We start from the raw sequence: 18,985 nt of genomic DNA, 5'->3' as shown, positions 1-18,985 counted from the left end.
CCTGCGAAGGACCCGGCGCGGTCCGCAGCATTCTGACAGGAGTTTTCTATGGCCGGTTTCGGTTGGATCATGTCGATCATACTTGGCGCCATCGCCGGATGGATCGCGGAAAAGATCATGAAGGGCGATCACAGCCTGATCACCAACATCATCCTTGGCATTCTGGGGGCGGTTCTGGGCAATTGGCTGTTCCGGTTGATCTTCTCGACCACGGCGGGCGGGGCCATCGGCCAGGTGATCGTCGCGGTGATCGGTGCCTGCATCCTGATCTGGGCCGGACGCGCCATTCGCGGACGGACGTGATCCGTCACCTGTCGTCAATGAAAAAGGCCGGCGCGAATTGCGCCGGCCTTTTGCGAGAAGCGAAGGGGATCAGCGATCCTCGTCTTCGTCATCCTCATTGCTGTCGGGCAGGTTGAAGAAGCTGTCGGCATCGACTTCGCGCTGCGGCTGATCGTCATCATCGTCGCTTTTCGACAGCGAAAAGTTTTCCAGACCCGCGATCGACGACGGCAGGCGCGGCTCGTCGCCCATCGACAGCGAGGTTTCGGTGCTGACCAGCATGCGACGTTCATCATCGGTCATCACATCGCCATCGGCGGCGCGCTTCTTGGCGGCCTTCTGCACGGCGGAATCCAGCTCGGTCTGACGGCACAGGCCCAATGCGACCGGATCGATCGGCTGCATGTTCTGGATGTTCCAATGCGTCCGCTCGCGGATCGAGGTGATCGTCGGCTTGGTCGTGCCGACCAGCTTGGCGATCTGCGCATCGGCCAGTTCCGGGTGGAACTTGACCAGCCACAAAATGGCGTTCGGGCGGTCCTGACGCTTGGACAGCGGGGTATAACGCGGGCCACGGCGCTTTTCCTCGCCTTCGGCGGCGGGATTATGCTTCAAGCGCAGCTTGTAGGTCGCGCTGGCCTCGCCCTTCTTGATTTCCTCGGCATCCAGCTGATTCGATGCGACCGGGTCGTAGCCCTTCACGCCAGCCGCGACATCGCCATCCGCGATGCCCTGCACTTCAAGCTCGTGCATCCCGCAGAAATCACCGATCTGCTTGAAGCTGAGCGTGGTGTTGTCGACCAGCCAGACAGCGGTGGCCTTGGCCATCAGCGGCTTGTTCATGTCAGTCTCCTTCGCATCTCTGCCCCCAAGGCACGCCATTCTTGGGCCGGGAAACGGCTTAAGGCGGGTGCCATTCCTCGTTTTCGGGGGGAATTGCCCGCCATATAGCGATTCGAGGGCGGTTAGAAAAGAGGATTCGCGCGAAAATGGCATGGACGCGCGGGCCAAAGCGGTTAACCTGCGGCACATGCGCCTGCTATCCGCCCTGATCCTGTCGGCCTTTCTGGCCTCGCCCGCCCCCGCAGACGATATTGCCGGGGATTTCGACTATTATGTTCTGGCGCTCAGCTGGTCGCCAAGCTGGTGCCGGGAAACCGGTGACGATCGCGACGCGGATCAATGCGATATCGGCCGAAAGACGGATTTCGTCGTGCACGGTCTTTGGCCGCAATATGAACAGGGCTGGCCACAGGATTGCCGCACGTCCGAGCGTGACCCCTCGCGCCGCGAAAGTGCCGCGATGGCGGATGTCATGGGATCGGGCGGGCTTGCCTGGTACCAGTGGAAAAAGCATGGGCGTTGCTCGGGCCTGTCTGCGTCCGCATATTATCAGGCGATCCGGGATGCGGCCCGATCCGTTCAGGTCCCGGAGGTGTTCGATGATCTGGCCAAGGACATCAGGCTGCCCCCCAGCGTGGTCGAGGAGGCGTTCATCGACTCCAACCCCGCGCTTGAAAGAGATGGCGTTACCGTCACCTGTCGGCGCGACGCATTGCAAGAGGTGCGCATTTGCCTGACCAGGAACCTTGAGCCGCGATCCTGCGCATCGGATATAAGCCGCGATTGCGGACGGCGCGACATATTGATGGAACGTGTCCGTTAAGGTTTTGGATCGTGGGCCTGCGTCCCGCGCCAGCCGGGGGCCAGCCCCCGGACCCCCGGGATATTTGAGCACAGAAGATCTGGAGGCCGTTTACGCTTTCTTCAGCAATTACTGCGACTGTCATGGGGCGGAACAGGCGGGGACGCCGATGGCCGCCATAGGAGATGCCGCACCCCTTCCGGACGGGCGCTGGAATGGGGTGCGTGCCCTTCGTTCATCTTCTGTGTCTAAAAATCCCCGCCGGAGGCGACCGGACTGGCAGCTCGCCTAGTCGGGGCAGACTTTGAGGACGATCTTTCCGATGTGCTGGCTGCTTTCCATGCGCTGATGCGCGTTGCAGGCTTCATCAAGCTTGAATTCGCTGTCGATCGTTACCTTGACCGCGCTTGACGAAACCAGAGGCCACAGGCGTTCCCGCAGGTCTTCGGCGATCTCGGCCTTGGCGGCGTCAGACTGCGGACGCAGGGTCGAGCCGGTCAGGGTCAGGCGCCGTGTCATGATCTGGGCAAAGTTCAGTTCGACCTTGGGTCCTTCCAGAAAGGCGATCTGAACCAGGCGGCCGTCATCGGCCAGCGCCTTGATGTTGCGGGGGATGTAGCTTCCCCCGACCATGTCCAGGATCAGATCTGCCCCGCCTTCGGCCTGCATCCGGGTGACGAAATCCTCGTCGCGGTAGTTAATTGCCGTGGCGCCAAGGCTTTCGACGGCCTGGCATTTTGCGGCGCTGCCCGCGGTCGCCCAGACGCGCGCGCCCAGAGAGGTTGCGACCTGAATGGCCATCATCCCGATGCCCGACGTTCCGCCATGAACCAGAAAGCGTTGCCCGGCCTGAAGGCCGCCCCGGGTCACCACATTCGACCAGACGGTGAAGGCGGTTTCGGGCAGGCAGGCAGCTTCGCGCATCGACAGGCCGCGCGGAATTTCCAGGGCATGATCGGCGTGGCAGACGGCGTATTCGGCATAGCCGCCGCCGGGCAGCAACGCGGTCACCTTGTCGCCCTTGCGCCAGCGGGTGACCCCGGCGCCGACCTGCACCACCTCGCCCGAGGCTTCGAGGCCGGGCAGGTCCGACGCGCCTTGTGGCGGGGCGTAGGCCCCCATGCGTTGCAGCACGTCGGGACGGTTGACCCCGGCATAGGCGATGCGGATCAATATCTGATCGTGACTTGGGACCGGGACCGGGCGGCGGACGGGTTTCAGAACCTCTGCGGCGCCGGGCTCGGAAATCTTGATCACATTCATCGCGTCGGGAAACATCGTCGCTCCTTACTTGGTCGAACTGCGTCCGGGCAGGTTACGATCCCGCGGCGGGTGTATCCAGCCGAAAGCCACCTTGCCCATCATCTTGGCGCCGGGCAGCTTGCGCCACTGTGCCTTGACCTTTTCAAAGCGCATGACGCCCTCGATCCGGCGGTCGATGAAGGCGCGGGTTTCGGCGTGGTCGGGGCTGTCATCCCCCAGCCAGAACAGGACCGACGCGCTGATCACCGCCGACAGCGTTGCGCGTTTCGTATACCAGTTGGCGTCATCCGATGTGTCGCCCAACCCGGCCCAGATCACATCCGCGGTTTCCCAGACCAGCCGCGCCGCCAGGGCTGCGTTCTGCGGCAAGGCCAGCGTGGCGGCTCCGGCGCGCACAAGTTCGGGATCGACCAGCCCAAGCCGCTGCCAGACCGAGGCGGCGACGCGATCGCTGAACCGTCCTTCGGGTGGGGTGCGGGCCAGCCAGTCGCGCAGTTCGGCATCCGCGCGGCGGTGATAGGCCGCGGCCAGCCCGGCGCCGCCTTGGGGGAAGTGGACCCGCGCAAGGCTTTCGGGGATTTGCAGGTCGGCGGCCCCGGCCAGCAGGGCGCGGTCGTTCATCCCTTCGAACGGAACATGGTCGAGGGCAGCGGCAAGAAGGGCATCGCGGTCGGTTTCCATGGTCTCACGGCCTTTTTCTGGACAAGCAGGGGCGCGTCTGCTAAAGGGGCGCTTCCTGCAATCTTATCAACTCTAACTTAGGAAGGTGGTGACAACCACATGCAGGTCAACGTTCGCGATAACAACGTCGAACAGGCGCTTCGTGCCCTGAAGAAGAAACTTCAGCGCGAAGGTGTCTTCCGCGAGATGAAGCTTCGGCAGCATTTCGAGAAGCCGTCGGTCAAGAAAGCCCGTGAAAAGGCTGAGGCCGTTCGCCGCGCCCGCAAGCTGGCCCGTAAAAAGGCACAGCGCGAAGGCGCGCTGTAAGGCGACGCGACGCCTAGTCTGAAGCCCTGGTGCCTCAGCTTAGAAAAACGATAAGCGCCTATCGGGACCACCCGATGGGCGCTTTCTTTCATGTGCGCCCCCGCGGCGGATACCGGTCCACCTTTACAGCCGCCCTGCGGGTACTTATCTAACCGCGTCATGGCCAAGGAACCCGACAACAAGAACTACAAGGTGATCGCCGAGAATCGGCGTGCGCGTTTCGATTACTTTATCGAAAGCGACCTTGAGGTTGGCATCGTCCTGACCGGATCCGAGGTGAAATCCCTGCGGACCGGGCAATCGAACATTGCCGAAAGCTATGCCAGCATCGAAGATGGCGAACTGTGGTTGATCAATGGCTATATCGCGACGCTGTTGAACGCGGGTGTTTTCGGCCATGAAGAGCGCCGTAAGCGCAAGTTGCTGGTCAGTCGGCGCGAATTGGCACGGCTGTGGCAGGCCGTCGGACGCGAGGGCATGACGCTGGTGCCGCTGGTGATGTATTTCAATCACAAGGGGCTGGTGAAGCTGAAGATCGGTGTCGCCAAGGGCAAGAAAGTCGCCGACAAGCGCGAAACCAGCGCCAAACGCGACTGGAATCGCCAGAAACAGCGTCTTTTGAAGCAGGGCTAGGGCCCGCTTGGCGTTGCAGCGCCGTCAATCCCCCTGTAGATCGGTCAGCGTGCTGAACGACGTGTGGGGGGCAGATGCAGGACGATCCAAAGACGCTGGTCTCGACCGAATGGTTGGCCGCCCATCTGAACGATCCCGATCTGCGGGTGATCGATGCCAGCTGGCACATGCCCGCGACCGGTCGCGATGCCCGTGCGGAATACGAGGCCGCCCATATCCCCGGCGCACGGTTTTTCGATGTCGATGCGATCAGCGATGGCCGCAGCGCATTGCCGCACATGGCCCCGCCGGTCGAGATGTTCATCAGCCGCATGCGCGCCATGGGCGTGGGCGACGGGCATCAGGTGGTGATCTATGACAGTTCCGACGTCCGCAGCGCGGCGCGGGTCTGGTGGACCTTTCGCCTGATGGGCAAGACCGATGTTGCCGTGCTGGATGGCGGTCTTGCGAAATGGCAGGCCGAAGGTCGCGAAACCGAAGACATGCCGCCGATCCTGCGCGACCGGCACATTACCGTGCAACGTCAGGCAGGGTTGGTTCGCGATGTGACGCAGGTGGCCGCGGCCTCGAAGCTGGGCGATCACGAAATCATCGATGCCCGCGCGGTCGAACGTTTTCGCGGCGAGGCGGCCGAGCCGCGCCCCGGCCTGCGCTCGGGCCATATTCCGGGATCGAAGAACCTGCCCTTCGGCCGGCTGCTGAACGACGATGGCACGATGAAGGACGAGGCCGCGCTGCGCGCCGCCTTCGAACAGGCGGGCGTCGATCTGTCGAAGCCTGCCATCACCACCTGTGGCAGCGGTGTGACCGCCGCGATCCTAAGCCTGGCGCTGGAACGGATCGGGCATCGCAATCACTCGCTCTACGATGGAAGCTGGGCCGAATGGGGCAGCTTCGCCGACCTGAATATTGCAACCGGAGACGCCTGAGATGCTGTCCAACCTGAAACCGCAAGCCCCCGACAAGATCCTGATGCTGATCGAGGAATACAAGGCCGACACCCGTCAGGGAAAGATCGACCTTGGCGTCGGCGTCTACAAGGACCCGCAAGGCGTGACGCCGGTGATGCGGGCGGTCAAGGCGGCAGAGCAGCGGATCTGGGAAAGCCAGACGACCAAGGCCTATACCGGTCTGGCGGGCGAGCCCGAATACCGCAATGCCATGGCGCAGATGGTTCTGGGCGATGTGCCCGCGGACCGTCTGGCCTCGGTGGCGTCGGTGGGGGGCACCGGGGCGATTCGACAGGCGCTGGAACTGGCGCGGATGGCGAATCCCGATCTGACAGTGCATGTGTCGGACCCGACCTGGCCCAACCATCTGTCGATCATGAAGTTCATGGGTCTGCCCTTTGTCGAATACCGCTATTTCGACAATGCGACCCGTGGCGTCGATTTCGAGGGGATGAAGGCCGATATCGCCAAGGCGGGCAAGGGCGACATCGTGCTGCTGCACGGCTGCTGTCACAACCCGACCGGCGCGAACCTGACGCTGGACCAGTGGCGCGAGGTGATCGCGATCCTTGAAAAATCCGGCGCGGTGCCGCTGATCGACCTGGCCTATCAGGGCTTTGGCGACGGTCTGGACGCCGATGCCGAAGCGACCCGGCTGGTCGCGAAAAGCCTGCCCGAGGTTCTGATCGCGGCATCCTGCAGCAAGAATTTCGGCATCTATCGCGAACGGACCGGCATCCTGATGGCGCTGTCGGAAAATCCGTCGGCGCGCGATCTGGCACAGGGCGCGATGGCTTATCTGAACCGCCAGAACTTTTCCTTCCCGCCCGACCATGGTGCGCGGATCGTCAGCACCATCCTGACCGACGACGCGCTGCGCGGCGACTGGAAGGCCGAGCTGGAAGATGTGCGCAACACCATGCTGGCTCTGCGCGATCAGCTGGCATCCGAGTTGCGTGACCTGTCGGGCAGCGACCGGTTCGATTTCATCGCCCAGCATCGCGGCATGTTCTCACGGCTTGGCGCAACGCCCGAGCAGGTCCAGAAGCTGAAATCGGATTCGGCGATCTACATGGTCGGCGATTCGCGCCTGAACATTGCGGGGCTGAACCGCGATACGGTTCCGGTTCTGGCCCGCGCGATCATCGACGCCGGTATCTGACCGGACTGCGGGATGGGGGCGCTGCCCCCGTCCCTGCGGGACGCCCCCGGGATATTTCCGCACAGAAGATGGGGCGAAGGGCGGACCTTAACGGCGGGCCAGCTTCTTTTCGATATAGTCGCGCAGTTCTTCGACCTCGTTGCGGCTTTCGCGCAACCCGTCCATGGCGGCCTGAAGTTCGGCTTCGGTTTCGCGCAGGCGGGAATTCAGGCGGGCCTCGCTGTCTTCAAGCTGGGCGATGGCCTGATCGCGGGTTTCCTCGGCATCGTGCAGTTGCTGCGCCATGTGGTCCAGTTCGCCCATATTCGCGTTGGTGGGGCGGGCAAGGCGCTGGACCACCCAGCAGGCGAACCAGCCAAGAACGAAGGCGCTGAACAGGATGACCGCTGTGGCGGTGATGAATTCGGTGCGGTTCATTCGGCGGTCTCGTCTGCTGCGGTCGTTTCATCCGCGCCGTCTTCGTCGTCCGGCCGTTTTTCGGGGCGCGGGGTATCGGCATCGGGCGTCTGCACGGGCAGCCTAAGGTTTTCCTCGCGCTCGTCCAGTGTCTGAAACTGTTCGGTCACGCCCAGGGTCGCCGGTGCGGTCGAGACCGGCGCGGGGTCGGCGTCACCATCCGATTCCTGCGATTCCGTTGTCGGCAGTTGTGGTCCATAGGCCATGGCGCGGCCCTGTTCGGCGGTCACGTCCGGTTGCGCCGTTTCCGCATTGGCCGAGGCGTCACTGGTCACGCCTTCCAGCACCACCGGGGCGGGCAGGGGTTCGTTGCGCACCGGCGATTCGGACAGCAGGCGGAACTCGATCCGGCGGTTTTCTTCGCGCCCGGCTTCGGAATCATTGCTGGCGATGGGTTGGCTTTCGCCATATCCGCGCGACGTCATGTTGGACGTATCGATCCCGGCATCGGACATCGCCTTCAAGAGGGCCTGCGCGCGGGCGCGGGACAGATCGGCGTTGAAACCTTCGGAGCCCTGGGAATCAGTGTGGCCGCCAGCCTCGATCTGATAGTCGGCGCAGTCCTGCATGATGCCTGCCAGCCGCGACAGGGTTGGGGCGGGATCGCCCGCGATGGTCGATTTGCTGGGTTCGAAGCCGATTTCGCTTTCGGACATGACGATGTTCAGCTGATCGACGCAATATTGTCCGTCGGGCAGGGCCAGCGCGGCATCCATCCAGCGGTCATAGCGGATCGCCAGCTGATAATCGGCACCCGCCCCAAGCCGTCGCGACAGGCTTGCCGCGGCGCGTTCGGTGGCGCGGGGATCGCCCGATGTGCCGCCAAGTTCGATCAGGTCGGGCGTGACGGTGATCGTGCCGTTCGCCAGCCCGTCAAGCGCCTCGAGCGCTGCAATCACGCGCACGGTCCAGCCAGAGGGCATCGAGGCGTCGCCGCGCAGGTTGCCGCTGACGGTACTGAAACGGGCGCGGGCAAAGCTGTCGACGGCCTCGCGCATCTGCTGGTCTGCGATGCGGCCGCGCATGGACAGGCGTCCGTCGCTGGACAAGGTGGCGGCGAATTCCGCGGGCCCTTGGGTGGCGTCGTTCTTTTCCTCGTGCTGCGCCTGAAGCGAGAACACCGAGGGCAGCGTCTGTTCCAGCGTTGCCACCACCTCGGCGAAGGTGTCGGCGGGCACGTCTTCGGGGGCGATCAGGGCGATATCGGCGTCCGAGATCGTGACCGATCCCTTGCCCAGTGCCGCAACGGCCTTGATCGCCGGGACCGCCGCGCCGGCCCAATCGGCCGTGGGCGAACCAAGCGCAAGCGTGCAGGTCGGGTTGCCGTCGACACCGGCGCGGACGGCCGCATCCAGGATCTGCTTCTGCGCGGCCTCGGTATCGGCGGCGCAGGCGTCGAAATGCGGGCCCTGGTCGTCGATCAGGAAGCGCAGGGTGAAAGGCGCCACGACCGGGCGCGGCGCCGAGATATTGGTGACCAGCTTGATGCCCTTGGGGGCCAGACGTTTCAATTCGGCTTCAAGACGGCCCTTTTCGGCACGACTGTCGGCCAGCGCCGTCACCTGCACCTCGCCGGGGGCGATCGAGATCTTGGCGCGTGGCGTCATCTGCGCGATGCGCTGACCATAGGCCAGCACGTCGGCCCAGCCTTCGGGCACCGCATATTCCGCCGACTCCAGAAGATCGGTCACCTTGGGCGCGGCGGTTTCGGTGCGCAGGCTGCGGACCAGCGCCTCGCGGTCGGTCTTGGCCGGAACCAGCCCGATCAGCGAGATGCCGTCATCGTTTCGCAGCAGTTCAACCTTGAATTCGGGCGGCACCATCGCATCCCGTGACGCGACGGTCATGTCATCGACAACGCGACTGGAATCCACGACCGAGCCCGCCTGCGTCACCGCGCGAAAGCGATCGACCTCGGTCGGGGCGGTGCCGGTCAACCTGACCTGCAGCCCATTGGTTTCGACCTGGACCCAGTCCTGGCCTGCCGTCGCCAGGGCCAGTGTCACATCCTGGCGCGACCTGGTCTCGATGAATTGCGCCGCTGACTGCGCCCCCCACCAGGACAGGCCCGCCGCACCGGCAAGCGTGATCAATGTGGCAAGAGAGGTCGACATTCGACGGCTGCGGGACGACGCCATGGGCGGGCACCTTGGGCTGTTGCAAGCCGAAACGGGTCTAGCGGCGCGAACCGCATCGCGCAATCATGCCAGCCCCGCAATGGCGAGAAACAGCGCAAGGATCAGCCCCGTGTCACGGTTGGACCGGAACAGGCGCAGGCATGTATCCCCCTGATCGGGTTCGAAAATCCGCAGCTGCCAGGCCATGTGGGCGGCAAAGCCCGCCAGTCCGATCCCGCCTATCAACAGATTGCGACCGGTCAGCAGGATCGCGATTCCCAGAAGCAGCGTCGCCAGAAGGGCAAAACCCGCCAGAATTCGCGGGCTGTTGTCACCGAACAGGCGCGCGGTGGATTTCACGCCGATCAGGGCATCGTCCTCGGCGTCCTGATGGGCATAGATGGTGTCGTAGAAGATGGTCCATGCGATCCCGCCCAGCCATGCGATCACCGGCGCGGCATCGACCCGGCCCATATGCGCGGCATAGGCCAGCATCACGCCCCAGTTGAAGGCCAGCCCCAGAAAGATCTGCGGCCACCATGTAAAGCGCTTGGCAAAGGGATAGATCGCCACCAGCACCAGCGATGCGACCCCCATCCAGATCGCCGCCGGTCCCAGCGTCAGCAGGATCAGCAACCCGATCAGCCCCTGCGCCGCCAGCCACAGGAACGCCCCGCGCAGGCTGACCGCGCCCGAGGGCAGTGGCCGCGACCGGGTCCGGGCGACCTGTGCGTCGATATGGCGGTCGGTGATGTCGTTCCAGGTACAGCCCGCGCCGCGCATCACAAAGGCGCCGATCAGGCAGGCCAGCGCGATCCACAGATCGAACCAGCGTGGCGCATCGGTCATCATCGCCAGCCCGATTCCCCACCAGCAGGGCAGCAGCAGCAGCCATGTGCCGATGGGGCGATCCGCCCGGCTTAGCCGCAGCAGCGGCCGCCATGCCGGCGGGGCATGGCGGTCGACCCAGTTTCCCTTGGGTGCGTCGACGACGGCATCTGGTCTTTCGGTGCGGCTTTGCATAGCGTCGGGCCCATCATGGCGAAGATCAGATTGTTCATAGATCACCCCTTGGCGGCGGGACAACCCGTGCCGCTGGAGGCAGGGCAGGCGCATTACCTTTCCGGGGTGATGCGGCAGAAGGCGGGCGACCAGATCACGGTCTTCAACGGCCGCGACGGTGCGTGGCTGGCGCAGATCACCGAGGCGGGCAAGCGCGGCGGCAGCCTGGATCTGATCCGCCAATCCGCGCCGCAGCAGGACCCGCCCGATCTGTGGCTGATGTTCGCGCCGATCAAGAAGGCCCGCACCGATTTCATCGTCGAGAAAGCGGCCGAGATGGGGGCGGCGCGGATCCTGCCCGTTCAGACCGATTTCACCAATTCCGAACGGATCCGGCAGGATCGCCTGCAGGCCCATGCCGTCGAGGCCGCCGAACAATGCGGCGGCACCTTCGTGCCCGCCGTCGAGGATCTGCAAGCCTTGTCGCGCCTTCTGGACGGCTGGGACGCGGAACGCCGCATTCTGTGGGCCGATGAGGCGATCGCCGGCCCGGCGCAGACGCTGTCCGGGCTGATGCCGGGGCCCTGGGCAATCCTGATCGGTCCCGAAGGCGGCTTTTCCGAGCCCGAGCGCCGCCGCCTGTCCGCGCTGCCATTCGTGACGCGAATCGCGTTGGGTCCGCGAATCCTGCGCGCCGACACGGCGGCGGTCGCCGCGCTGGCCCTGTGGCAGGCCAATTTGGGCGATTGGCGCAAGGTCAAGCAGGACGAATCCGACATCTGACCTGCACAGGATGTCGTTTCTGCGCCGCAGAAAGTCGATTCTGGTCAGCAATGGCTGCAAAATCTGCATAGCGGCCTTGCCGCTTCTGCGACTACTGTTCTGCAGTTGCACAGATTATCTACCTGCCTATCCGAAACCTGCCTGACATTCAGGCAAACCAAGAACAGGTGATATGATGTCCGCCATTGAAACGAACCGCAGCATGGCTGTTGGGGGCTTTGGCAGCTTCGTCGCACGCATCGTCTCGTTGCTCGGGTCGTGGAACGATATCCGCGTCACGCGCCGCGAGTTGAACCGCCTGTCCGACCGCGAACTGGACGATATCGGTCTGTGCCGCGGCGACATCGAGCGGATTGCGCGCGGCTGAATCAGGCCAACGCAATAGATGAACGAACCCCCATGCGGTTGCAGTGGGGGTTTTTTCATGTCCGGGCGTTGGCAATGGCTTGGGCAGGCAAACCCTGTCGATCTGCCCGCTTTTGTCGGGCCGTCAGCCCTGGCGTGTCATGGCCAGCGTGACCCATTCGCCCAGATCGTCGCGCTGATCCAGCGCAAAGCCCGCCGCCTGATAGGCAGCGACCACCTCGTCACCCTGATGGGTCAGAATGCCGGACAGGATGATCTTGCCGCCTGCGGCGACGCGGGTCGCCATGTCGCCCGACAGGTCGATCAGCGGCTGTTTCAGGATATTGGCAAGCACCAGATCGAAAGGCGCGGCCCGGTCCAGCATGGGGTGATCAAAGCCCGCCGCCTCGACGCATTCGACACGTCCGGCCAACCCGTTGGCCAGCACATTCGCCTCGGCGGTGTCGACGGCGGTGCGGTCGATATCGCTGGCCAGAACCGTGACCGGCCAGATCCGCGCCGCGCCCATCGCCAGAACGGCGGTGCCGCAGCCGATATCGACGATGCGCCGCGCCTCGTAGCCGGCATTCGCCAGACGGTCCAGCGCTTCAAGGCAGCCCTTGGTGGTGCCGTGATGGCCGGTGCCGAAGGCCATCGCGGCCTCGATGCACAGGGCCTCGGCACCTTCGGGAACCTTGTCGGCGTCATGGCTGCCATAGACGAAAAAGCGTCCGGCCTCGACCGGGGTCAGTTCGCGGCGCACATGGGCGACCCAATCCACCTCGGGCAGTTCCGAGATCACGAAAGGCTCGGCCCCCCATGCGGCGGCCAGCAGGGCCAGCGCGACCTCGTCGGGTTTTTCGGTGAAATAGACCCCGACTTCCCAGCGGTTCGACCCGTCCTCGATCTCGAACACGCCGGTGCCGACGGGTTCGGGGATCAGTTCTTCGCAGGCTTCGCACAGCGCCTCGGCGGGGGCGCGGCCTGCGGCATGGGTCAGGGCGGTATATGTTGTCATCAGATCGGGTCCGGATTGGGCATGGACGCCTCTACCCCGGTGCCCTTCAGCCCGCAATAACCCTGCGGATTTTTCGCCAGATATTGCTGATGCTCGGGATGGGCGGGCCAGAACGGGACCTGATCGATGATCCGGGTGGTGATTTCGCCATAGCCCTGCACGGCCAGCCGGTTGTTGTAATCGATGCGCGAGGCTTCGGCGGCGGCGCGCTGGCTGTCATTCTGGGCGATGATCAGGCTGCGATATTGTGGCCCGACATCATTGCCCTGACGGTCGCCCTGCGTGGGATCGTGATGTTCCCAGAACAGCTGCAACAGGTGGTCATAGCTGATCAGCGAACTGTCAAAGACGACCCGCACCACCTCGGCATGGCCGGTATCGCCCTTGCAGACCTGTTCGTAGGTCGGGTTTTCGGTCTGCCCGCCGGCAAAGCCCACCTCGGTCAGCCAGACGCCATGCTGTTTCCAGAACAGCCGTTCCACGCCCCAATAGCAGCCCATCCCGAACACCGCCTGATCAAAGCCCTGCGGGGCCTTCGCGTCCAGCGGCCGGTCGAATATCGCATGTGTCGTCATCGCTTTGTCCTTCTGCTCGGGTCTGGGGTAACGCCGCTGACCGCCCGCCGGTTCGCGGGCCGCCCGGTGAAGAAAGCGCGAAGTCGGGGCGGCAATCAAGCCATGTTGCGGCAATCAGCCCCGGTTGCGTGGATGCGCGGCGCGATAGACCGCCATCAGATGCGCGTCGTCGACCCCGGTATAGACCTGCGTGGTCGACAGGCTGGCATGGCCCAGCAATTCCTGAATCGTCCGCAGATCGCCGCCTGCGGCCAGAAGATGCGTGGCGAAGGAATGGCGCAGTGCGTGCGGGGTGGCAGTGGGCGGCAGGCCAAGCGCCGCGCGTGCCTTGCGCAGCGATGCGGCGATCTGGCCGCCATCCAGACGCCCCCCCCGCACGCCCCGGAACAGCGCCAGATCGGGTTCGGTCTGCCACGGACAGTCATGCAGATAGGCCGCGACCGCATCGCGGGCCACGGGCAGGATCGGGACCTGGCGCTGACGTTTGCCCTTGCCGGTGATCGTCAGGCTGTCGCGAAACGGCCAGTCGCTGCCATTCAGGCCGACCGCCTCGCTGATGCGCAATCCGCAGCCCCACAGCAGCGTCATCACCGCCACGTCGCGCGCCGCGACCCAGGGTGTGTCATGGCCGGTGGCAACCATGTCCAGCGCATCCTGCGCCTGTTCCGGCGACAGTGGGCGGGGCAGGGACCGCATGTATTTCGGGCTGCGCGTGGCCAGCGCGGCAGACAGGTCATAACCCTCGCGGTCCGAGATCCAGCGCAGAAAGCTGCGCACCGCCGATTGCCGCCGTGCAAGCGATCGCGGCCCCAACCCGCGCGCCCGTTCCGCAGCGGCAAAGGCGCGCATGTCGGTCTGCCGGATCCGGGCCAGCGATTTGGGCGTGACGGCCTCGCCAAGATGACCGCCCAGAAAGGCCAGAAAGGTCAGCAGATCGGCGCGATAGGCGGTGATCGTGTGGCGGGACCTGTCGCGGGTCGCGGCCTCGACCTCAAGCCAGCGGGCCAGCGCGTCCGCCATGGCGGGCGCAAGGGCCAAAGGCGTCGGCACCGTCATCCGCGCAGGCGCGACAACAGCACCAGCCGGAAGACCTGACCGAAAAAGCGCAGCAGGTCGGTGCCATGTGCGGGCATGAATCGCTGTTCCTCGGCGCTGCCCATCAGCAACAACGCGCGGGGCCAGCCTTCCCCAAGATCCAGCGGCAGCAGCGCCTCGGATGCGACGGTGCGGCCATGGATGGGGCGGGTGATGGGGGATGCGGGGCGCAGGATGATGTCATCGCCGCGCGGCATCCGGCGGCCCGCGGTCAGAATGCGGCCCACCGCGCCTTCGGGGGCGATGACGACATCTTCGGGCAGGGCCGTCAGGCGCGGGTCGGCCTCGACCACAAGGCGTAGGGTCTCGATCCGCAGCAGGGGGGCGATGTCGGCCTGAAGGCTGTCGGTCAGTTCCGCCAGATCGGCGGATTCCAGAAGGCCGATCACCGCGCGATGCACGACCGCCGTGCCCGACTGATTGTCATAGGCGGCGGCGATCACGTTTTCATGCTGGGCTTCCAGCCGGTCCAGCCGACCTTCCAGCGCCTCCATCGCGCGGCCGCGAATATCGATGACATTGTCACCGATCTCGGCTTCGCGGGCGGCGACAAGGGCGCGCATCAGATCGCGGTCTTCCAGGATGACGGCCGGGTCGGCCAGAAGCTTGTCGCGGGTTTCCGGGTCCAGCCCCTGATCCGCCTCGGGTGTTGCCGTCATCCTGCCCCTTTCCGCCGCCTGTGGCGGCTGTCCTCAGCCGATCTTCTGACCGGTCTTTGCCCAATCGGCATTGAACTGTGCCAGACCCTTGTCGGTCAAGACATGGTTCGCCATCGACTTGATGACCGAAGGCGGGGCGGTGATGACATCGGCACCGATCTTGGCGGCTTCGACGACATGGTTCACGCTGCGGATCGACGCGGCGAGGATTTCGGTCTGGAAGCCGTAATTGTCATAGATCTCGCGGATATCGGCGATCAGATCCATCCCGTCCAGGTGGATGTCGTCCAGACGGCCGATGAACGGGCTGATGAAGGTCGCGCCCGCCTTGGCGGCCAGCAATGCCTGTGCCGCGCTGAAGCACAGCGTGACATTGACCATGTGGCCTTCGTTCGACAGTGTGCGGCAGGCCTTCAGGCCGTCCCAGGTCAGCGGCACCTTGATGGTGATGTTGTCGGCGATCTTGGCAAGATGCTTGCCTTCGCGGATCATGTCCTCGGCCTTTTCGGCGACGACTTCGGCGCTGACCGGACCGTCGACCAGATCGCAGATTTCCTTGGTGACCTCTGCGATGTCGCGGCCGGCTTTCAGGATCAGCGAGGGGTTGGTGGTCACGCCGTCCACCATGCCCAGATCGTTCAGTTCCTTGATGGCGTCCACATCTGCGGTATCGACGAAGAATTTCATGGCCCGGCTCCTCTTGTGCGGTTCGTCCGGGTTCTACCCGACATGGCCGCCATCGGAAAGAGGAACAACCCCGGGGCTTGCAACCGCCCGGTGCCGCGTCTTTATCTGTCCCCGATGCGTGATCTGCCCGCCTATTTCCCCGCCCGCGCGCGAATCGCGGTCCTGACCTGCGAACCCGTGGGCATTCTGGATTACCTGTCCCCCGAAGACGGTGTGCGTCAGGGGGCGCTGGTGATGGTGCCGCTGGGGCCGCGCCGGGTACTGGGCCTTGTCTGGGGCGAGGGGAAGGGCGATTTCGACCTGGCCAAGCTGCGTCCGGTCGCCAAGGTGCTGGACGCCGAGCCGTTCCAGCCGGGTTTCCTGGATTTTCTGACCCGCGCCGCCGATTACACGCTGACGCCGCCGCCCTTGATGCTGCGCATGGCGACGCGGGCGCCGGATCTGGATCAGCCGCCCGCCGCGCGACGGGTGATCGTGCCGGGCGATGCCCCGCCGCAGCGCATGACCGAGGCGCGCCAGCGCGTTCTGCAGGTGATGGCGGATCACGGCGGGGCCAGCTTTGCCCCGTCCGAACTGGCGCAGCTGGCCGGGGTAGGCGGTTCGGTGGTCAAGGGCTTGGTGGCGCAGGGCGCATTGGCCGAAATTCAGGCGCCGCGTGACGCCCCCTATCCTGTGCTGGATCCGGCACGACCGGGCAAGCCGCTGGCCGCCGATCAGCAGGCGGCCGCGGACAGCCTGCGCGGCGCGATCGCGGGCGGCGGCTATGGCACGACCCTGCTGCGCGGGGTGACCGGGTCGGGCAAGACTGAGGTTTATCTGGAAGCGGTCGCCGAATGTCTGGCGCAGGGGCGGCAGGCATTGGTGCTGTTGCCGGAAATCGCGCTGTCGGCCGAGTTTCTGGACCGGGTCGAGGCACGGTTCGGCGCACGGCCCGGCGAATGGCACAGCGGCATCACCAGAACCGAGCGGCGCAGGCTTTGGCACATGGCCGGGCGGGGCGAGGTCGGCATGGTCGTCGGCGCAAGATCGGCGCTGTTCCTGCCGTTCCGCGATCTTGGCCTGATCGTCGTCGATGAGGAACATGACAGCAGCTACAAGCAGGAGGATGTCGTGTTCTACAGCGCGCGCGACATGGCTGTGCTGCGGGCCTCGATCAGTTCGGCGCAGGTCATCCTGGCATCGGCCACGCCCAGTCTGGAAAGCTGGGCCAATGCCGCCAGCGGCAAATACCGTCGGCTGGATCTGCGGTCGCGCTATGGCGAGGCAGAGTTGCCGGACATGGTTGCGATCGACCTGCGATCCGAGGATCTGCCGGGCGGGCGCTGGATCTCGCCCAGTCTGGCGCAGGCGGTCGAGGCGCGGCTGGCCAAGGGCGAACAGTCGCTGTTGTTCCTGAACCGGCGCGGCTTTGCGCCGGTCACGGTCTGTCGCGCCTGCGGCGAACAGATCGGTTGCCACCAATGCGACGCGCGGATGGTCGAGCACCGGTTCCAGAACCGGCTGGTCTGTCATCAATGCGGCGAGACGCGCCCCATCCCGACGGCCTGTCCGTCCTGCGGCGTGGAAGGCAAGCTGGCGCCGGTCGGTCCGGGGGTCGAGCGTATCGCCGAAGAAGTCGCCGCCCGGTTTCCCGATGCCAAGGCCACGGTCCTGTCCTCGGATCTGTTCCATTCGGCCCGCGCGTTGAAAGAGACCATCGCCGAGATCGCGAATGGCGATACCGACATCATCATCGGCACGCAGATCGTGGCCAAGGGGCATAATTTTCCGCGCCTGACGCTGGTCGGGGTCATCGACGCCGATCTGGGTCTGCAAGGGGCCGATCTGCGCGCCGCCGAGCGGTCCTTTCAGTTGATGCGGCAGGTTGCGGGCCGTGCCGGTCGGCAATCGGGCGCGGCGCCGGGCGTGGCGATGTTGCAGACCCATCAGCCCGACCATGCGGTGATCCGCGCAATCCTGTCGGGAGAGGACGAATCCTTCTGGGATGCCGAAGCCGCCGGTCGGCAGGCGATGGGGATGCCGCCCTTCGGCCGGTTGGCGGGGATCATCCTGTCGCATCCCGATCTGCCGGTGGTCAGTGATTTCGCCCGCTATCTGGCCGATCACGCCGAGCCGTTGCGCGATGCGGGCGCGACCCTGTGGGGGCCCGCGCCCGCGCCCATCGCGCGGGTGCGCGGGCGGCACCGGATGCGGATGCTGATCCACGCGCCACGACAGGCCCCGGTGCAGGCGGCGATCGCCGATTGGCTGGCGCCAGTCAAACTGCCCGCCAATCTGCGGCTGTCGGTCGATATAGATCCGCAAAGCTTTCTGTAATCGGCCGGGCTTTGCGTCCCGCGACCGCCGGGGGTGTTCACACCCCCCGGACCCCCTGCGGGCTGTCCCGCGGTTTGGTCGGGGTCAGTTCTTCAGGACGATGCAGCGACCGCCGATCCGTTTGAAACGAAGGCAGAAATTATACGCCTCGCCCCGGCTGTCATAGCCGATCTGCGCAGTATAGACCGGGCGCGGCATCCCGGTGATGCGCTTGCGCACATAGCCGATTTTCTTGTCGCCCAGCACCGGGCGCAGGGCGCGGTTCAGCCGTGCCACCTGCTGCACCGCCCCCGACCGATTGGGATGGCTGGCCACGATCACGCCCCATGGGAACACGCGCGGTTCGGTCACGAATTCGCGCAGCGTGCGGTTGCCCGCCAAATCGACGCAGGCGCTGCGAAAATCGCGATCCGGATCAAGGGCCAGCTTCAGATCACCCTCGGCGGGAGGATTGTCGCGCCAATACAGCGCGCCGACACCGGTGATGGCCTCGACATAATCCTGTGTCTCGTAGGGCAGTCCGCCCTGCAGCGCGACAAAGCGCGTGGCGCGATTTTCGCCGCCATTATAGGCGATGGCGGCAAGCCCGATATTGCCAAAGCGCCGGGTCAGATAGCCCAGATACCAGGCCGATTTGCGGATCGCGAGCGCCGGGTTGAACGGGTCGTCCAGATCATACAGGTCGGCGGTGCCGGGCATGAACTGGGCAATCCCCTGCGCTCCGGCGGGGCTGACGGCGCCCGGTTCGAAACGGCTTTCCTTCCACAGAAGCCGTGCCAGAAAGCTGGGCTGCAACCCATGTTCCGAAGCATTGCGTTCGATCAGCTTGCAGACATCGGCCACATAATGATCCAGCCGCACGCAGTCGCGGCCATCGTCAGAACAGCGGATGTCCTTGGCCTGCGGCGCAGGCGGGCGGCCATGAACGGCATCGACGCCCGGCAGGGCGACCGCCTGAGACGCCATCGCCAGACCCAGAGCTATTACCAGAAGGACACGCATCGCAGCCG

General features: G+C 65.0%; 21 protein-coding genes. 9 read left to right on the top strand and 12 right to left on the bottom strand.

Annotation, left to right across the window (positions count from 1 at the left end):
- Positions 1-48 precede the first annotated feature (48 nt).
- A complete protein-coding gene (locus tag BMX67_RS03545; protein ID WP_090732548.1) occupies positions 49-303 on the top strand; it encodes a GlsB/YeaQ/YmgE family stress response membrane protein in 255 nt (84 codons plus the stop codon).
- 69 nt (positions 304-372) lie between these two features.
- Here the strand turns inward: BMX67_RS03545 and BMX67_RS03540 are convergent, their stop codons facing one another.
- Positions 373-1,125, bottom strand: coding sequence for a DUF1013 domain-containing protein (locus BMX67_RS03540; RefSeq protein ID WP_090732546.1), 753 nt, complete (start codon positions 1,123-1,125; stop codon positions 373-375).
- 187 nt (positions 1,126-1,312) lie between these two features.
- Between BMX67_RS03540 and BMX67_RS03535 the strand changes: the two genes are divergently transcribed.
- Positions 1,313-1,948, top strand: a complete 636-nt coding sequence (locus tag BMX67_RS03535; RefSeq protein ID WP_090732875.1) for a ribonuclease T2 family protein — start codon at positions 1,313-1,315, stop codon at positions 1,946-1,948.
- Positions 1,949-2,215: 267 nt separating this feature from the next.
- On the opposite strand, the gene BMX67_RS03530 is transcribed toward BMX67_RS03535, so the two are convergent.
- Positions 2,216-3,205 (bottom strand): NAD(P)H-quinone oxidoreductase, encoded by a 990-nt coding sequence (locus BMX67_RS03530; protein WP_090732545.1) that lies wholly within the window; start codon positions 3,203-3,205, stop codon positions 2,216-2,218.
- Positions 3,206-3,214: 9 nt separating this feature from the next.
- Positions 3,215-3,871 (bottom strand): COQ9 family protein, encoded by a 657-nt coding sequence (locus BMX67_RS03525; protein WP_090732543.1) that lies wholly within the window; start codon positions 3,869-3,871, stop codon positions 3,215-3,217.
- Between the two features lie 99 nt (positions 3,872-3,970).
- Here BMX67_RS03525 and rpsU point away from each other — a divergent pair, with 99 nt between their 5' ends.
- From rpsU to BMX67_RS03505, 4 genes are all read left to right on the top strand, one after another.
- A complete protein-coding gene (gene rpsU, locus BMX67_RS03520) occupies positions 3,971-4,177 on the top strand; it encodes a 30S ribosomal protein S21 (protein WP_022705914.1) in 207 nt (68 codons plus the stop codon).
- A gap of 159 nt (positions 4,178-4,336) precedes the next feature.
- Complete coding sequence (gene smpB, locus BMX67_RS03515) at positions 4,337-4,810, top strand: SsrA-binding protein SmpB (RefSeq protein ID WP_090732542.1); 474 nt, start codon at positions 4,337-4,339, stop codon at positions 4,808-4,810.
- A gap of 74 nt (positions 4,811-4,884) precedes the next feature.
- Positions 4,885-5,739, top strand: coding sequence for a 3-mercaptopyruvate sulfurtransferase (gene sseA / locus BMX67_RS03510; protein WP_090732540.1), 855 nt, complete (start codon positions 4,885-4,887; stop codon positions 5,737-5,739).
- A 1-nt stretch (position 5,740) separates the two neighbouring features.
- The gene (locus BMX67_RS03505; protein ID WP_090732538.1) at positions 5,741-6,922 is read left to right on the top strand and encodes an amino acid aminotransferase; all 1,182 of its coding nucleotides are present in this window, start codon (positions 5,741-5,743) and stop codon (positions 6,920-6,922) included.
- 87 nt (positions 6,923-7,009) lie between these two features.
- Here BMX67_RS03505 and BMX67_RS03500 read toward each other — a convergent pair whose 3' ends face one another.
- The 3 genes from BMX67_RS03500 to ubiA form a co-directional block, all read right to left on the bottom strand.
- Entirely contained in the window at positions 7,010-7,339 is a 330-nt protein-coding gene (locus BMX67_RS03500) for a cation:proton antiporter (RefSeq protein ID WP_090732537.1), read from the bottom strand.
- Positions 7,336-9,492 (bottom strand): OmpA family protein, encoded by a 2,157-nt coding sequence (locus BMX67_RS03495; protein WP_245739158.1) that lies wholly within the window; start codon positions 9,490-9,492, stop codon positions 7,336-7,338. Before BMX67_RS03495 ends, BMX67_RS03500 begins: the two co-directional genes overlap by 4 nt.
- 87 nt (positions 9,493-9,579) lie before the next feature.
- Positions 9,580-10,518 (bottom strand): 4-hydroxybenzoate octaprenyltransferase, encoded by a 939-nt coding sequence (gene ubiA / locus BMX67_RS03490; protein WP_090732534.1) that lies wholly within the window; start codon positions 10,516-10,518, stop codon positions 9,580-9,582.
- A gap of 15 nt (positions 10,519-10,533) precedes the next feature.
- On the opposite strand from ubiA, the gene BMX67_RS03485 reads away from it, so the two are divergent.
- Together BMX67_RS03485 and BMX67_RS03480 are read left to right on the top strand one after the other, a co-directional pair.
- Positions 10,534-11,280 carry a 16S rRNA (uracil(1498)-N(3))-methyltransferase gene (locus BMX67_RS03485; RefSeq protein WP_090732532.1) on the top strand — a complete coding sequence of 249 codons (747 nt, stop codon included), beginning with the start codon at positions 10,534-10,536 and terminating at the stop codon, positions 11,278-11,280.
- A 175-nt stretch (positions 11,281-11,455) separates the two neighbouring features.
- Complete coding sequence (locus BMX67_RS03480) at positions 11,456-11,647, top strand: DUF1127 domain-containing protein (RefSeq protein ID WP_090732873.1); 192 nt, start codon at positions 11,456-11,458, stop codon at positions 11,645-11,647.
- 123 nt (positions 11,648-11,770) lie between these two features.
- On the opposite strand, the gene BMX67_RS03475 is transcribed toward BMX67_RS03480, so the two are convergent.
- From BMX67_RS03475 to fsa, 5 genes are all read right to left on the bottom strand, one after another.
- On the bottom strand, positions 11,771-12,643 hold the full coding sequence (locus BMX67_RS03475) for a 50S ribosomal protein L11 methyltransferase (RefSeq protein WP_090732531.1): 873 nt from the start codon (positions 12,641-12,643) through the stop codon (positions 11,771-11,773).
- Positions 12,643-13,218 (bottom strand): peptide-methionine (S)-S-oxide reductase MsrA, encoded by a 576-nt coding sequence (msrA, locus tag BMX67_RS03470; RefSeq protein ID WP_090732529.1) that lies wholly within the window; start codon positions 13,216-13,218, stop codon positions 12,643-12,645. The genes BMX67_RS03475 and msrA overlap by 1 nt, the downstream gene beginning before the upstream one ends.
- A gap of 114 nt (positions 13,219-13,332) precedes the next feature.
- Positions 13,333-14,238 carry a tyrosine recombinase XerC gene (locus tag BMX67_RS03465; RefSeq protein ID WP_245739152.1) on the bottom strand — a complete coding sequence of 302 codons (906 nt, stop codon included), beginning with the start codon at positions 14,236-14,238 and terminating at the stop codon, positions 13,333-13,335.
- A gap of 32 nt (positions 14,239-14,270) precedes the next feature.
- Positions 14,271-14,972 carry a DUF484 family protein gene (locus BMX67_RS03460; RefSeq protein ID WP_090732527.1) on the bottom strand — a complete coding sequence of 234 codons (702 nt, stop codon included), beginning with the start codon at positions 14,970-14,972 and terminating at the stop codon, positions 14,271-14,273.
- A 33-nt stretch (positions 14,973-15,005) separates the two neighbouring features.
- A complete protein-coding gene (gene fsa / locus BMX67_RS03455; protein WP_090732525.1) occupies positions 15,006-15,659 on the bottom strand; it encodes a fructose-6-phosphate aldolase in 654 nt (217 codons plus the stop codon).
- 114 nt (positions 15,660-15,773) lie between these two features.
- Here fsa and BMX67_RS03450 point away from each other — a divergent pair, with 114 nt between their 5' ends.
- A complete protein-coding gene (locus BMX67_RS03450) occupies positions 15,774-17,975 on the top strand; it encodes a primosomal protein N' (RefSeq protein ID WP_090732871.1) in 2,202 nt (733 codons plus the stop codon).
- Positions 17,976-18,059: 84 nt separating this feature from the next.
- Here the strand turns inward: BMX67_RS03450 and BMX67_RS03445 are convergent, their stop codons facing one another.
- Positions 18,060-18,977, bottom strand: a complete 918-nt coding sequence (locus BMX67_RS03445; protein ID WP_090732524.1) for a lytic transglycosylase domain-containing protein — start codon at positions 18,975-18,977, stop codon at positions 18,060-18,062.
- Positions 18,978-18,985: the final 8 nt, after the last annotated feature.

This window comes from Paracoccus homiensis, assembly GCF_900111675.1.
Lineage (GTDB): Bacteria > Pseudomonadota > Alphaproteobacteria > Rhodobacterales > Rhodobacteraceae > Paracoccus > Paracoccus homiensis.
The sequence above is the reverse complement of the archived record's forward strand: the minus strand, read 5'-3'. Positions and strand labels throughout refer to the sequence as shown.